A 14,806-nucleotide genomic window follows, 5' to 3' on the forward strand; every position below is an offset into this window, starting at 1 on the left:
GCAAAAGACCGGAAATATTTCCCCGGCCTAGTCTATTAGTTAATAAAGCTTTCTATAGATTTTATAACGCTTTTATAGAATTGAATCGACTCTTCACCGATTGGTATATTCTCAGTCGGTGAGTCAATTGCCACTCCATGCTGATCATATATTTTATTTCTGACAGGATTTTTAAAATAATGTTGTGGTAAGATATCCACTTCGCTCGTTTCGATAGTTTTAAATGTTACGAAGCAACCGTTTTTCCAGCATGAATTATCAGTAATAATTGGCGGCAATAGCAAATTATCTCTTGCCAATACAGCATCTTCTTGAAGCGAAGATGTAAAATAGTTATATATATATATAACTATAGCATTTTTGAATGGGCCGACATCTATTTTACCCAAGGAGACCATACCATAGCCTAATCGGCCATCATTTAACTGAAAGTAAAAAACATCGCCTTCTTTAGGCCACTTTTTTTGCTTTTCATTTCCTGACACTACTGTAAGTTTGTCGGCCATTTTACATTAATCCCATTCTTTTTAAGCCAATTTTCACCCCACGAAACAGCATCCGAGTATAACTTTCTTGTCGGACTTATGCTATTGATAGAATTCTCAAAATGGGGATTATTATGAATAACTGCTTGTTCTATGCTCCGTGCATGACCGCGATTTAACGGTTCTTCAGTGATTCTAACTAATTTGTCGAATCTTTCACCATGCTGTACAGCACGAATATCTACATCCTTACTGATACCTACATAGACAGGTTTACCATCTCTATATCCTAAATACACATGGGTATTATTCCCACCTTTTGCCTTTCTTTTAATCCAGTCAGCAAAAGACATGTTTCTCACTGACCGTTTAGGGCTCCCATTTTTGCAAGCGGTTAAACCTATAGGATCCACCCACCCCAGCGCATTCGGCGCATACTGGTAAAGGTTTATCCCCCCCGCCAGCCCTATCGGGTCCTGCTGCGTAAACCTTCCGCAGTCCGGGTCGTAATACCGGAACAGATTGTAGTGCAGCCCTGTCTCACGGTCCAGGTATTGCCCCTGCATCCGTAGGTTCTGAGAATATCCTGATAGCTGCGTCTCGCTTTCCCGCAGCAGCTTGCCCCAGGCGCTGTTCACCCCTTCCCATCGTACCTGCCCCTCGATATCGGTCATCCGCTCCGGCGTGCCGTTGGGCTGGCAGTGGAACCAGAAAATCTCCGGCGCATCCACGCCGTCAATACGTGCCAGCGGGTCGTAGCTGTCCTGGTCGCTGTAGACGTAGGTCAGCGGCACATCCCCGTGCACTTCCTGCAGCAGGCGGAACCCTTCCCAGACAAACCGGGTGGTGACCGGCTTGCCGGCTGGCTGACCGCCCAGCATCTGTCGGCGCGTTTTGCTGATGCGGCGTCCGAGCGGATCGTAGCGGAAGCTCACCTGCGTCTGCGGTTTATTGCGGTCCCGCGGCTGGCTGATAACCTCCGTCAGGCGATGTTCACCGTCGTAGCGGTAATGCCAGCGGGTCTGGCCGTTATCCTTCTCCACGGTGCGGCCGTGGATGTCATACCGCCAGCGAATGCCGTTCAGCTGCGTCAGGCGGTTGTGCGTGACCTTCTCAGCAGATCCTTCGATCGGGTTACCGGCCGCATCCCAGCGCCACTGCTCCTGGCCGGGCAGCGTACCGTCCTGGACGAGCAGACGCCCGGCGCTGTCGTACTGCCAGCGGTACCAGCTGAACGGGTTATCGTCCCGCTCTTCGCGCACCAGGTTATTGCGGTAGTCATAATTCCAGCGGCGGGACCAGCGACGCGGCGAAGGGCGCTGAGCGTTGCCGGTAAAGACGTCCCGGCGATGCAGTCGCCCAAGACGATCGTATTCGCTGCGGGTGGTCAGCAGCCCCTGGGTGCGGCTGGTCTCCCGGTGAAGTTCGTCGCGGGTAAAGTCGGAGACCGACAGCTTATCGAGGGCAATGCTGAGCAGATGCCCGCTGCCGTAGTAGAACTGCTTCAGCTCGCGGCCATCGGGCAGCGTGACGGACGTGCGGTTGCCCAGCGCGTCATACTCCCACGCCAGCTCGCCGTGCTCGCCCGCCTCGCGCGTCACGCGACCGAGCGCGTCATACTCAAAGGCGAGTTCTTGCTCTGCCTCGGTACTCCACGCGTCCGCTGAAAGCGCAGGGTGCAGCCCAATCCGGCTTAACAGACCGGATGGGGTGTAATGGTAGCGGGTCTGTCCTTCCGGCGTGGTGCGGGCGACCAACTGGCCGCTCGCGCTCCAGGCAAAGGCGTGAGTAATGGCTTCGGGATGACCGGCGGCAAAGGTACGCGCTATCGTGCGCCCGCATGCGTCGTAGCGATACTGCGAGGCCACCCCATCGAGCCCCACCTCTTCCAGCAGCAGCGAGTCTGCGCCCCAGCGGAACTGATACGCTTCGCCGTTTTCGTTTTCCAGAGCAATCAGACGCCCGCGGCTGTCCCAGCGGCGGCGAACCTCTTCGCCCCGGGTATTGCGGGTGGCAGTTAAGCGCCCTGCCTCATCGTATCTGAACTCACTCTCTTTACCGTCGGCGCCCGCATGCTTCATCGGCAGGCCACGTTCGTTCCATTTGAGCGACTCTGTCCAGCCTTCAGGGCGATCAAGCTGCACCGGACGCCCTGCCGCGTCGTAGCGGTAATGGGTCTCTTCACCGTCAGCGCTTATCTCAGCCGTCAGCCAGCCCAGCGGATGATAGTGATACCGGGTCGTGCGGCCAGAGCAGTCCGTCGCACGCACCACTTGTCCGGCATCGTTGTACTCCTGGTAGCGGCTGTTCCCGGCGGCGTCCACCTCTTCAACCACCTGACCGAACTCATCCCGTCGCAGCTGCGTGGTCTGCCCCATCGGGTCCACCACGCGCTTCAGACCGTGATGTTCGTCGTACCAGAACCGGGTGGCACTGCCGTCGGCTTCAATGATGGCTGACGGCAGCGCACGGTGCTCCAGCCAGGTCGTGGTACGGGCATTGCCGTCGGCGTCGATCTCCTGCACCCGATTGCCCATGTCGTCGTAGACGAAGGTGACGACGTTCCCGAGCGGATCGATGCGTTGCGTGAGGAGCTCGTTGTCATCCCACGCGTAGCGCCAGTTCTCGCCGCGCTCGTCAACGTAGCGGACTATCAGATTTTGCGCGTTCCAGTAGTGCTGACGTTTCTGACCATCGTAGTGTTCAACGGTGGTCAGCCCGGCGTCCAGATCGTAGGTGAAGCGGCAGCCATCCCCGGTGCTGGTGCGGTTTTCCACTACGCGCCAGTGGTCAAATTTTTTCCAGCGGTATTCACTTTCCAGACCGCCCGGCAGGCGATGCCAGACCATCAGGCCGTGGTCGTTATAGCGGTATTCACGCGTCACCACGCCGGAAGCATCCGTCGCGCTCGCCAGCTGTGCGCGCGCATCGTAGCGCCACTGCATCAGCGGCCATGTCTGGTTACCGTCAAAATGGCTGGCAGCGGTAACGCGCTGCGGGAAACGTTCATCTTCATAGCGCAGGGTGACGTCTATCGCCCGCAACTCATCGTGCAGACCGACCAGCCTGCCGTGCTCGTCCCACTCCGTCAGCAGCGCGTTGCCGTATTCGTCGCTGAGAGAGGCCAGACGCAGGATAGATGTCTCCGCCCGGGTTGGTTTATACAGACGCCACACAGCGCCGTCATCGTCGGCAATCGCCACGTCGCCGCTCTCATTACGGCGGATAATGATGCCTTCGCTGATGCTGTAGAACGCGCGGTCAACCGGCGGCAGCTCAAAAGTCAGCTCTCGTCCGGTTTCATCGAACCAGGTGGCGTTGTTCTCTTCCAGCTTCAGATAGCTGTCAAAAGTGGTAGCCCAGCCCAGGCCAAACAGCCCTTCGCGGGTGGTCAGGCTGTTATAGCTGCGCTGCCAGCGAAGCGGGAAACGTCCCGGCAGCGAGAAGTCGAGCTCGTCGTCGTCATTCAAGACCTTCACGCCGGTGGCGGCGTGAACCGGATGCGAGGAGCCAAACACGGCATTGACGGCCATATCGGCCAGCATCCCGCCGCCGGCTGCCGCCAGCGCACAGGGCATGTTTTTCAGGATCTTGCCCGGACGCCCGCGCAGCAAGGATAGCGCAATCATCCCCAGCGCCAGCCCAGGCGTTTTGCCGCTTTTGATATCGCGGACCGTCAGCGTTTCGCCGCCGATGATCACGTTCGGGGAGACATCATCGGAAACGGTGCCTTCGCAGGTGGTGCGATCTTTCGCACGCACAGCGGGTTGTCCGTTGATGAAGACGCTTTTGGAGCCTTCTGCCAGATACTGCGGCCCGGAGTGTTTTTCGCACGCCACCTTGTCTTCTTCCAGCGGCGAAGTCCCCGCAGCGGCAGATGCCACACTCGGCTGCCACATTTCACTGCCGAACTGTCCGGCGGCGGAAAGCAGCATACCCGCGTAATCGGCAAAGCTTCCCGGAGACTGCGGTTCGGGTGAAGGGGTATCCGCGGGCGTCAGCGTGCCCGCCGCGCGTGCAGCAGGGATCGCATTCGTCAGAACATTATTCGAGCCGGTGGTGATTTTACCCGCAGGCGACGGCGGGAAAAGTGCATTACCCAATCCCTCCGCAGCGTTGCTGATATCGTCGGTGATGCCCGCCACGTTTGCCAGCACCCCGCCAATGATACCGCTCAGCAAGCAGCTGGAACCAATCGCCGCCACGCCTGCGGCAGCAGCCCCCGCCCCCAGCAATGGTGCAGCGACGGTGGCTGCCGCGCCCACCGCCGCACCGATCACCGCATAGGCGGCACCTTCCGCCACAATGCTGGTGATGTCAGCAAAAATGCTGGAGTGAATAATCTCATCGCCCTTACGGGCCGCGTTGTTATCGCTCATGCCTTACACATTCCGGTTGTCGTTTAGCGTCAGACTCTGCTTAAGCGCGCTCCAGCGCACCTCGTCCTCTTCGGTGAAGGCTCTGAGTGCCGAGAGGGTAAAAATCATCAATACCGGTTTGCCCGGTGTCTGAACGGCCAGCTGTTTTTGCCACAGGCGCTGGCCATTACGGTCAAAGGTGGTCTCAACTTCCAGCCCATTAATTTTTCCGTCAGGCCCGGCTTTTACGTTGCGGAATTCACTCTGGGCAATCTCACCCATCTGAGGACGCAGAGCATCCCACTGGCGGTGGAACTCTTGTTCGTAGTTGCTGCCATCCGGGATAACGCCGCGACTGACCACCACGGACAACCCACTTTCGTCATCACGAATAATGTTCATGCTGTTATCCTGCCAGGCAGCAGGGAATAGGGAAAATGAGCCTTCCTGAAGGATGTATTTCATAAGTGAACTCGGGATGATGACTATTGAGAGAGGAATGGCCAATCCACGCTGGCCTGTTGGCTGGCTATTTTATTTTGTAAGCCAATGACCTGACTTGTCGAATAAAATATGGCTGCCTTTGCTGACAATAAATTTTACGGTGCATAATCTTGATTAGTTCATCGTTGCGAAATGCATCGTATTAAATCTGGCGGCCCATTGCCGAATATCGGCATGAATATCCGGACTATTATCAGATGACCGATATTGTATAACGTCCGACTCCGGAACCACCCAGGCCGTAAAGATTTTGCCGTCAGGATTGATGACCAGAGCTGATGCGTTCTCCTGATAAAGATCTTTTAGCCAGCCTTCAACAAACAATCCGCCACCTGGGGTGGTATGCGGTTCACCAAAGACATCAAAGTTATCAATAAACGTCTCGTAATCTCGACCCAGCGCCTTCCTGAGATTGTCTGTCACTGCACTGTCGTCAACGATGCGACTTACCGTATCGAGGTTATTGTATTGCGATAATTCAAGCGCAAATGACGGCTCAACAGTGCCAGTCAATAAAGCTGCGAGCAAGGCAGCTGCCAAATATTTTCTGGTCATAATCACTCTGAAGTACCATTATCGTAATTCATTGTTATTTTTGCGATCCTGCTGTCTTTAATCTCAAAAGAGAGCAATTTCTTACCCAATTCATAGGAAACCCACCGTTCCCCGGAATCATTTTCGACCAGACCGTCACCGTATGCTTTATTCAGTTCCGTCGTCGTTGAACCCACATGGATACCACGCGGCGTTTTGATATCCGCTACCGTCAGCGTAATCTGCGACACGATATAATCATCAACGCGTCTTTCCGCTTTATCCCACCAGAGATTGGAACTGAATATTTCTAACCCAGCCCTTTGATGCCGGTAGAATTTATAATTGGTTCCGTCAAAAGGAACCTCACCAACAAAATTCCCTTCAACCGGCACCTCGATTTTACGCGCAACGTCATGAGTCCACCTGTCGCCCAATGCGACAGTATGGTCTTTTACCTGCACAGAAAAATCCTGTTTTACTAAAACCTGTTGAGCCAATACTTCATAACTGCTCAGACAGGTCAACATCAGGGCACAGCAGAGATATGTCGGGATGCACTTTTTCACGTTATTTGTCATTTAAGGAATGTGTATTGCGTTTCTAACCACTGGAGAAAAATGAAGACTAAAGCAAGAGAGTCAGGTTTTTTCATGGTGAAACCGAAGCGGTGCAGCACTCAGATTCATAACGGATAACGTTTTAAGTGAGCGGCAAGCACCGCTCCTGCCTTACTCACCTTTGGTCGTAAATTTCTCCTGCACCGCCGCATCAATATCCCCTTTATGTCCCGCTCCCGGTGCCGTGGTACCTGGATTTGTACCGGAGGTATTCAGATGCAGCTTACCGCCTGTGGTGATATAACCATCGCCCTCAACAAAGAAGTTAAACTCTTTGCCGATCAGGTTAATCTTGCCGTTAGCATTCAGCTCAATAGCGCTTTCACCTGAGACCAGCCGCAGCTTCGTCCCGGAAGCAATGACATACTGCTCTACCGCCGCATCCAGCTTGCCTTTACCCGTCAGGATTTCGGTTCCGCCTTTTACGGCCTGGATTTGGTTTGCTTCCACCCGATGCAATTCATTTTTCTTAACATAATGGCTGCGCTCCCCGCCGACGCTGTGCGTTTCATCGTTTTTAACGCTGGTATCCATATTGCGCTCGGCCTGGATCCACACCTGCTCTGCACCTGCTTTGTCCTCAAAGCGCAGAGCGTTTGCGTTGTCGACGGAACCGTCTTTCGTGCGGCTCATAAAGCCCATCTGCGTCGCTGCCGCGGGCAGCGCCCACGGTGGCATGCTCGCGTCGTTATACACACGGCCGGTAATAATCGGACGGTCCGGGTCGCCGTTGATAAAGTCCACCACCACCTCATCGCCGACGCGCGGGATTTGTACCCCGCCGTAGCCCTGGCCCGCCCACGCGCTCGACACGCGTACCCAGCAGGAGCTGGTGTCATCGCCCTTCGCCAGACGGTCCCAGTGGAATTTCACCTTCACGCGGCCATATTTATCCGTCCAGATACTTTCCCCCTGCGGTCCCACCACTTTCGCGGTCTGCGGCCCGTAGGTGCGTGGCCATGCCGTGGACTGCGCCGGACGGTAGACCACCGCCGACGGGATGACCGTGAAATCGGTACGGTGAATGGTTTCCCCCTCGCCGCTGGCATAGCGGTTCTCTTCGAGGTGATAACCGGCGGCCGTCACCAGATACTCACCGTTATCGCTGAAGAACGGCGCGTTGGTTAACGTGAAGGTGTGGCCTGGCGCAATTCCTGCCGCCGTCGCGGTGGCCTGAATCTGCTGATGCTCCACCTGCCAGCGCTCCTGGCGTATACGGGCATAGAACTCCGCATGCCCTGTTTCCACAAAGCGACCCGGCCAGTCGTAGACGTCGATGCTGCCCGGTTTCGGTGACGCCGGGTTCTGCTGAGCCTGGAACAACCACGCATTCGGCTTGCGGAAGTCATAATCGTCGAGGCTGTAAATCCCCGGCGTGACGCTGTCCTCCAGCGCCCACTGGCTGATTCCCTCTTCGTCCGTACTGCCGCCGGACGGAGTCTGGTGGTAAGGAATGACCTCATAGCCACTGAACGGCTGATGCTGCGTCGCGGCGTCGGTCAGCACCAGCGTATGTTTGTCCGCTTCGTGATTAAAGTGATAAGCAATCCCTTCCAGCTCCATCAGACGGCTGATGAAGTCCAGACTGGACTCCTGATACTGCACGCAGTAATCCCACACCCGGTAGCTGCCGGTGAGTTTATCCTCAACGTTGACCTGATGCTCACCCAGCAGGGTTTTCACAATCTGCGGCACCGTCTGGCCCTGGAAGATACGCAGGTTACGGTCACGTTTCATCGGCCACAAATCTGGCTCTACCGTTAACTGATAGACCGCATAGCGGGTGCCCGTCAGTTCCACGGCGCTGACCCCCACCCGTGTGACTTTGCCGTTGATGTAGCGGGAAGTGAGCAGATTCTGCGTCGGAATGGTGACCGTGACCGGCTGCCCCAGCAGTTTACTGCGGTCAATGCGCGCATCCGTGCCGAGCAGCGTCAGCGTCAGGGCGAACGATTCGGACATCGCCTCTCGGCCAGAAAGTTTCCAGAAAAGAAGCCCCTCGACCGGGAGCTGAACGGTAATTCGGTTGAGCATAATCGTTAATCCATATGGCTTATGCGATGTAGATAATTACGGCAATAAACGTACGATGATAATGGCTATTCTGAATCAGACTTGATATTCACAGAACAATATTTTTTCATTACAAATATGAGCGAACCAATTTTCACTATTTCAGAAAAAACAAACAGCGTGATATTGAGAGGGATAACACTCATTCCAAGACCGACTATAATCATCGGGAACAAGGTCACCGAACAACTCATGGTGAGCAGGCGCAGTACTTCCTGCGCCAGAGCAAACCGGACGGCATATCGGTGCGTTGTGAAAAAAAAACCAGGCAGAGAAGCATAATGAAACCGGCCACAGAAGGTAAACGAGATAAAAAAGCCCCGCCAATAAACCGTTTACCCCTCCTGCTATCAGCATAAAGATAATAACACCAAAGTTTCCGCCTGTAGAATCCCACCATGACTGAAGCAAGTGGTATGGGCCAATTGAATAAAACACAATACCAATGACATCCATAATGCCCCAGAAATAGAATATTTTATTTTTCGCGGTTATATTCACTCAATCCCTCTTTTGACCGGCTCTGGTGGCCACTTACCACCATGTCGAATAAGTGATTCTTTAATAGCAATAAGGTCTTTATACTCGTCGCTGTCTTTTTTTGTTTTTCTCAGAAAACGCTGCAACTGATTTCCTAATGTCCAACCATTATCAGCACGAATGTCAGGATCAGCCCCACGCTCCAGTAAAAGGAAAACATGATCGTAGGAATGAAAATCGAAAGCATCAATGAGCAGCGTATTACCAAGTGAATCCGTAATGTTGATATTACCGCCCCGGTCAAGCATCACTTTCAGTGTCTCGGTAGTTTTTGCTTCAATTGATTGAAAAATAATGGGTTTATCAAAAACGTAATCTTTTGCATTCGGGGATAATCCACCATCCAGCATCGCCTTTATCCACTCCCCACTGTCCGCCATAAGAACAAATTCTGCCGGGCTACTTTTTCCATCAGGCCTTGGTTGAAGCGGGTCGGCTCCAGCCCTTATCAGCTCCGTGACAATCTGTAGGCGCGGTTGCGTTTTCTTATCATAGAGCGTATTCATCAGCGCCCAAAAGAGCAGCGTCATGTCCTCTTTACCAGGTTTGTTGAGTTCAGTTGTTGCAACAAGTTTTTTTACATGACTCGTATCGCCACGCTCAATTGCCTCAGCCAGAAAAAGCTGTGAACCACTGAAATAATCCCGGGGGCCCATCTCTACATCCCAATTGCAACCTGGCAAAAGGATTACTATTACTAACACGAAAAAATTTCGAAGAATCATTCGCCCCTCAGTGCTTGATAAAAGCACTATTTTACGCAGAAACTCCCTTCTGCACATATTTATAATATTTTAGGGAGTACAATTTTAGCGTTTCGGAGATTATGAATAAAATAAGATTAACCCAAACATTCGAGATACCAGTAACGCCCACCAGCAACGGGAATAATGAAACGGAACAACGGAATGATATCAATCGAAAAACTTCTTGAAACAGAGCAAACTTAACTGCCCAGTGCTTCCGTTTAAAGAAAAGAATTGCTGAGACAAAAAAAGAAAGCAGAAGTCCTAGATCCAGGATAAAAAGGATCATTACGAATATACCAGGCACTACAGCGTTGTGTACATGCCATAGATCAATAAATGATTGGGTATCCGAAATGACAGGTATTCTTCCCATTCGTACTGAGTTCACACAATAGAGTATGATGGCAAGAATATCCATACCACCCCAGAAAAAGAAAACCTTATCTTTTCCAGTCATGTCCTGCTTATCTCTTATTTTACTGGGACTGGTGGCCATTTACCGCCATATTGAATAAGCGCCTCTTTAATTTCGTTAAGCTTCTTGTATAACTCGCTACCCTCTTGCGCTCTCTCCAGTTCGAGCTGCAATTGATTTCCCATCGACCAGCCACTTTCAGCTTTTATCTCAGGGTTTGCTCCACGCTGCAGCAAAAGAAGTACATGATCGTAGGCTCCGTAATCAAGGGCATCAATCAGCAACGTTTTACCTAATGAATCAGCAACATCAATATTGCTTCCTTTATCAAGCATCACTTCCAACGTCCTGGTATTTTTGGCTTTAATGGTTTCGAAGATAATGGGTTCATCGAATACTTTATCTTTCGCATTCGGGGATAACCCACCATCCAACATCGCCTTTATCCAGTCACCACTGTCCGCCATAAGAACAAATTCTGCCGGGCTACTTTTTCCATTAGGCCTTGGTTGAAGCGGGTCGGCTCCAGCCCTTATCAGCTCCGTGACAATCTGTAGGTGCGGTTGCGTTTTCTTATCATAGAGCGTATTTATCAGCGCCCAAAAGAGCAGCGTCATATCCTGCTGACCAGGCTTGTTGAGATCGGTTCCCGTTAGACGTTTTTTAACTTCATCTATCTTGCCTCTTTCAATAGCCTGAGCCAGAACCAGTTGCTGGCCGCTGAAGTAGTCTTGTGGGTTTTGATCTGTATTCTGTCTACATCCCTGTAACAGAAGAATGAAAATCAGTATTAGACGAGTGGTAAGATTCATGTCCTTTATGTTGCCTATTTAACCGGTGCAGGCGGCCACTTCCCACCATGCGCAACGACAGCATCTTTTATTTTTATTAACATCTTATATTCATCACTATCTTTTTCTTCCACATTAAGCAGTCTCTGCAATTGATTTACCATCGTCCATCCATTATCGGCCCTAATCTCAGGGTCAGCGCCACGCTCTAATAAAAGGAAAACGTGATCATACGCATGATAATTCAAGGCTTCAAATAGCAGCGTACTGCCTAACGAGTTAACTGTGTTTATATCTGCACCATAATCCAACATTACTTTTAACGTTTCAGTATTTTTAGCCTTTATTGACTGGAAAACAATTGGCTTATCAAATGTTTTATCCTTTGCATTAGGCGACAATCCACCATCAAGCAGCGCTTTAATCCATACACCGCTATCGGCCATGAGGACAAACTCTGCAGGACTACTTTTACCTTTAGAACGTGGCTGGAGTGGATCCGCCCCCGCCTTGACTAAAAGGGTTACAATATTTAGCTGATCAGCAGTCTTCTTTTCATTCATTGCATTGCCTAATGCCCAAAAAAGCAATGTCATTTCATGCTCGCCGGGCTTATTGAGATCCGTTTGTGCAGCGAGATTTTTCACGTTCTGGGCATCACCTTTTTCGATTGATTCAGCCAGTAAGAGTTGTTGCCCGGTGAAATAGTCATTCGGATTTAAACCCATATCTTCCTTACACCCCTGAACCATGAATGTTAAAAATAGCGCTACAATGACTGCAAATAGCATTCTCACACGCGACTCCCGATGATAGAAATATCCTCATCCTTTTGTTTCTCAATACAATCAACAATCTGATTGATACCATGCCGATCCAGTTCGTTTCCAGTCCCGCCAGGAAGATCGTGTGCTATACCTGCGGCGTTTGGGCTTAGTGCGGAAATCTCTTCCTTGAGAACTAACGCTGGTGGATATCCCTTGACCGTCTTAAAGTCTTCCCAAAGATTCATTTCCTGTACTTTGGTTAGTAGTTCGCCTTCTACCCGATATGCCTGGATGTTATCTGTGCTTCCTACGATATTCCCACCGTATTTTGTTACGGTCTTACTATTTAACCCAGCGGCATTGAAGGTCCATCCTGCTTTACCACTAGCCATCGATGTTGCAGAAGCAAGCCCACCTCCAAGTGAATGCCCTGCTATATCTATTTTCTGCTTTGTCATGGCCAGTTTACGGCCTAAATCAACCGCATTTCGATAATAAGGAGCTTCCCCTCCTACGGCCTGCATAAAATTATTCATCCAGTCAGCACCGTTTTTCACAGTAGGCAAATCCGTTTTATTCTTTAATGCGGAGATATAATCATTTAAAGGAGGTATTTCTGGTTCTCGTGAGCCTCTGAACACTAATGTGGGATTCATGTCGTTGCCAAACACATCGGGATCAGGTTCATACATCCGTGCAAGAAAATCAGGCGTATCAGCATGATCAAAAAGAACTTCCTTTTCCAGACCATATTTCTTCAACGCATTTGCATCATTACTAATATCCTTCCACCCCTCAGGCACCCCAGGCGTGGTTTCCAGCGGGTTCACGGTCTTATATACATTCTCCGCCAGTTTCGCTTTCTCTACCGCGATATTATTCGCCGCCAGGCGTTTAGCCGCAATCTGCGCATCGGGATACACGCTATTGCTTCCCTTCGCAATCAGATCCTTACGTGCCTGCCAGCGCTCTGCCTTGGTCATCTCCTGCAGTTGCGCCGCGTAGGTTTTACCGTCTTTGCCCGGTGTCGGCTTATCCGGCATCTGTGCCGTTTTGGATTTCACAACCTGCTTCGGCAGCACTGTTGGCGCAGGGCGAGAACCATAGGTTCGCACCATCGTTTCGTAACGATCGACAATGGTACTTACCGGGTACCAGCCCAGACCGTTCAACGAGGCGGCCTGCAGACGGCCATCAGCATTGATATAAAACATCTCCGTCACTGACGACCAGTTGCGATAGCTCTCGTCGATAGCAACGACCCTGCCAATATCGAGATCCTGCACAATCAGCTTACGGGTATCACGCCCTGACTGATAGGGATTCGCGCCAGTGATGGCGTGCAGCAAATCGTAGCGTGTGAACAAGGAGCGCAGCGAATTGTCAGGAACCGACATAATCCACTGCCCGGCAACGGACGGGCGGATAATTTTCGCAAAAAGCGCTGGCGAGACATTCTCATTGAAAAGATAGACAAACTTAATGTTATACATTCGCTCCGTCCTGTTACCTGTCCCTGTCTACCTTACTTATGGATTCACCAGCCAGGTGCCAGGCTTCGCAATATCCAGCGTCTGGCTACGCGTTCTTCCGTTGCCCTGCAATTCAATCTTCACTTCACCAGCGGGCAGCTTGAGCGACGCATAGCCGTTGGTTGCCGGACGCAGCGCTTTTGTCTCGCCGTTTACTCTCAGCGTTTCGCCGTCGAGAATACGGATATAGACCAGGGCAACCGGGCTGGCGTCAACAGGTGGTGGCGTCTGCTGCGCAGTCGCCTGTTCATTAACCTTCGCCGTTTCTGGCTTCACGTCTGACGTGTTCGCGGCGGTTTCTGTCGGACGTGTTTCTGCCGGTGCCTGTGCAGCCTGCTCAGGCGCATCATGGCCGCCGCTAAACAGCATCGCTCCGGCGACAACACCTACCAGCACACCTGCGGCAACCATCCCAGGGATCTTGTAGCGACGCCAGTCGAGTACAGAAGCCGGTTTTTCCTCTTCCACCGGAACCAGCATCGTGCCAGGTTTTTTCGCCGTCAGCACGTCGTTGATACCGGCGACCGGCATCTCAATCAGCGCGGCAAACTCGTCGATTGACTGCGGACGGTCTTCCATGTGCAGCGCCAGCGCGCGGTCAATGGCCTGCAGCAGCGGAATGGAATAGCCCTGCGGCATGATTTCTACCAGCGGTTTGCAGGTGTCCTGGATAGAACGCACCACGCTGACCGGCGGCGGCGATCCCACGATTAGCGTACGCAACACCGCGCCGAGGGCGTAAATATCTGTCCACGGGCCCTGCTCGCTTTCGTTGTCGTCGGTGTACTGCTCAATCGGCGCAAAGCCAGGGCGCAACATGGTTTCCGTTTCGTCAGAAAGGTTACCAATAGTGCGACGTGCGGAGCCGAAATCGAGCAGTACCGGCAGACCGTTCTCCTGAATTTGAATGTTATCCAGGGAGATGTCGCGGTGCAGATAACCCTCGTCATGGATGGTCTTAATCGCGCCAAACAGCATCGGCAGCGTACGACGGATCCAGGCCTCGTTAATCAGCTCCGGCTTTTCTTCACGCAGGCGAGAAAGCGTGGTACCGCTGTAAAACAGCGTCCCCATATAGGCCGTGTCGTTTTGTACCCAGAAACGCAGGACGTGCAGCAGGTTCGGGTGGTTAAAACGCGCCAGCAGACGGGCCTCCTGAATAAAGCTGTTCAGGCCTGCGGAAAAGGCTTTGCCAAAGCGCTCACTGCGCAGCACGAGGGTCATGTCATCGCCACGCACGGCGAGCGAAGAAGGCATAAATTCTTTGATAGCGATAGTGCGTTCGAGCTGATGATCCCACGCGCGATAGACGATGCCGAATCCACCGCCGCCGATCACCTCTTTGATTTCAAACTCGTTGAAGCGATACCCGACCGGGAGCGCGTTTGGAACAGTCCGATTGTTATCATTATCCGTCATCTTTTACAGTTCTCTTGAT

13 protein-coding genes are annotated in these 14,806 nt (G+C 52.1%); all 13 read right to left on the bottom strand.

The features are described 5' to 3' along the window. Window positions 1–35 precede the first annotated feature (35 nt). Complete coding sequence (locus AAHF05_RS12610) at window positions 36–506, bottom strand: Imm26 family immunity protein (RefSeq protein ID WP_028018735.1); 471 nt, start codon at window positions 504–506, stop codon at window positions 36–38. Next, window positions 485–4,864: an RHS repeat-associated core domain-containing protein gene (locus AAHF05_RS12615; protein WP_241697861.1), complete on the bottom strand. Its 4,380-nt coding sequence runs from the start codon at window positions 4,862–4,864 to the stop codon at window positions 485–487. The genes AAHF05_RS12610 and AAHF05_RS12615 overlap by 22 nt, the downstream gene beginning before the upstream one ends. A gap of 3 nt (window positions 4,865–4,867) precedes the next feature. After that, window positions 4,868–5,308, bottom strand: a complete 441-nt coding sequence (locus AAHF05_RS12620; RefSeq protein ID WP_129323420.1) for a DcrB-related protein — start codon at window positions 5,306–5,308, stop codon at window positions 4,868–4,870. A 153-nt stretch (window positions 5,309–5,461) separates the two neighbouring features. Beyond that, a complete protein-coding gene (locus AAHF05_RS12625; protein ID WP_241697860.1) occupies window positions 5,462–5,902 on the bottom strand; it encodes a hypothetical protein in 441 nt (146 codons plus the stop codon). Between the two features lie 2 nt (window positions 5,903–5,904). Then, window positions 5,905–6,411 (bottom strand): hypothetical protein, encoded by a 507-nt coding sequence (locus AAHF05_RS12630; protein ID WP_241697859.1) that lies wholly within the window; start codon window positions 6,409–6,411, stop codon window positions 5,905–5,907. A gap of 201 nt (window positions 6,412–6,612) precedes the next feature. Further along, a complete protein-coding gene (locus AAHF05_RS12635; protein ID WP_028018731.1) occupies window positions 6,613–8,535 on the bottom strand; it encodes a type VI secretion system Vgr family protein in 1,923 nt (640 codons plus the stop codon). A gap of 141 nt (window positions 8,536–8,676) precedes the next feature. Beyond that, on the bottom strand, window positions 8,677–9,075 hold the full coding sequence (locus AAHF05_RS12640; protein WP_241697858.1) for a hypothetical protein: 399 nt from the start codon (window positions 9,073–9,075) through the stop codon (window positions 8,677–8,679). Next, window positions 9,072–9,839, bottom strand: coding sequence for an ankyrin repeat domain-containing protein (locus AAHF05_RS12645; protein ID WP_129323418.1), 768 nt, complete (start codon window positions 9,837–9,839; stop codon window positions 9,072–9,074). The genes AAHF05_RS12640 and AAHF05_RS12645 overlap by 4 nt, the downstream gene beginning before the upstream one ends. Window positions 9,840–9,870: 31 nt before the next feature. After that, a complete protein-coding gene (locus AAHF05_RS12650; RefSeq protein ID WP_241697857.1) occupies window positions 9,871–10,359 on the bottom strand; it encodes a hypothetical protein in 489 nt (162 codons plus the stop codon). Next, a complete protein-coding gene (locus tag AAHF05_RS12655) occupies window positions 10,335–11,090 on the bottom strand; it encodes an ankyrin repeat domain-containing protein (RefSeq protein ID WP_129323417.1) in 756 nt (251 codons plus the stop codon). Before AAHF05_RS12655 ends, AAHF05_RS12650 begins: the two co-directional genes overlap by 25 nt. 14 nt (window positions 11,091–11,104) lie before the next feature. After that, entirely contained in the window at window positions 11,105–11,866 is a 762-nt protein-coding gene (locus tag AAHF05_RS12660; protein ID WP_075204612.1) for an ankyrin repeat domain-containing protein, read from the bottom strand. Further along, entirely contained in the window at window positions 11,863–13,329 is a 1,467-nt protein-coding gene (locus AAHF05_RS12665; RefSeq protein WP_129323416.1) for a phospholipase, read from the bottom strand. The genes AAHF05_RS12660 and AAHF05_RS12665 overlap by 4 nt, the downstream gene beginning before the upstream one ends. 36 nt (window positions 13,330–13,365) lie before the next feature. Then, a complete protein-coding gene (locus AAHF05_RS12670; protein WP_128347561.1) occupies window positions 13,366–14,787 on the bottom strand; it encodes a serine/threonine-protein kinase in 1,422 nt (473 codons plus the stop codon). Between the last annotated feature and the right edge of the window lie 19 nt (window positions 14,788–14,806).

The organism is Enterobacter adelaidei, assembly GCF_041937165.1.
GTDB classification, from domain to species: domain Bacteria; phylum Pseudomonadota; class Gammaproteobacteria; order Enterobacterales; family Enterobacteriaceae; genus Enterobacter; species Enterobacter adelaidei.

Coding starts and splice junctions, on each gene's coding strand:
- AAHF05_RS12610 (WP_028018735.1), bottom strand. CDS start 506: ATGGCCGACAAACTTACAGTAGTGTCAGGAAATGAAAAGCAAAAAAAG.
- AAHF05_RS12615 (WP_241697861.1), bottom strand. CDS start 4,864: ATGAGCGATAACAACGCGGCCCGTAAGGGCGATGAGATTATTCACTCC.
- AAHF05_RS12620 (WP_129323420.1), bottom strand. CDS start 5,308: ATGAAATACATCCTTCAGGAAGGCTCATTTTCCCTATTCCCTGCTGCC.
- AAHF05_RS12625 (WP_241697860.1), bottom strand. CDS start 5,902: ATGACCAGAAAATATTTGGCAGCTGCCTTGCTCGCAGCTTTATTGACT.
- AAHF05_RS12630 (WP_241697859.1), bottom strand. CDS start 6,411: ATGTTGACCTGTCTGAGCAGTTATGAAGTATTGGCTCAACAGGTTTTA.
- AAHF05_RS12635 (WP_028018731.1), bottom strand. CDS start 8,535: ATGCTCAACCGAATTACCGTTCAGCTCCCGGTCGAGGGGCTTCTTTTC.
- AAHF05_RS12645 (WP_129323418.1), bottom strand. CDS start 9,839: ATGATTCTTCGAAATTTTTTCGTGTTAGTAATAGTAATCCTTTTGCCA.
- AAHF05_RS12650 (WP_241697857.1), bottom strand. CDS start 10,359: ATGGCCACCAGTCCCAGTAAAATAAGAGATAAGCAGGACATGACTGGA.
- AAHF05_RS12655 (WP_129323417.1), bottom strand. CDS start 11,090: ATGAATCTTACCACTCGTCTAATACTGATTTTCATTCTTCTGTTACAG.
- AAHF05_RS12665 (WP_129323416.1), bottom strand. CDS start 13,329: ATGTATAACATTAAGTTTGTCTATCTTTTCAATGAGAATGTCTCGCCA.
- AAHF05_RS12670 (WP_128347561.1), bottom strand. CDS start 14,787: ATGACGGATAATGATAACAATCGGACTGTTCCAAACGCGCTCCCGGTC.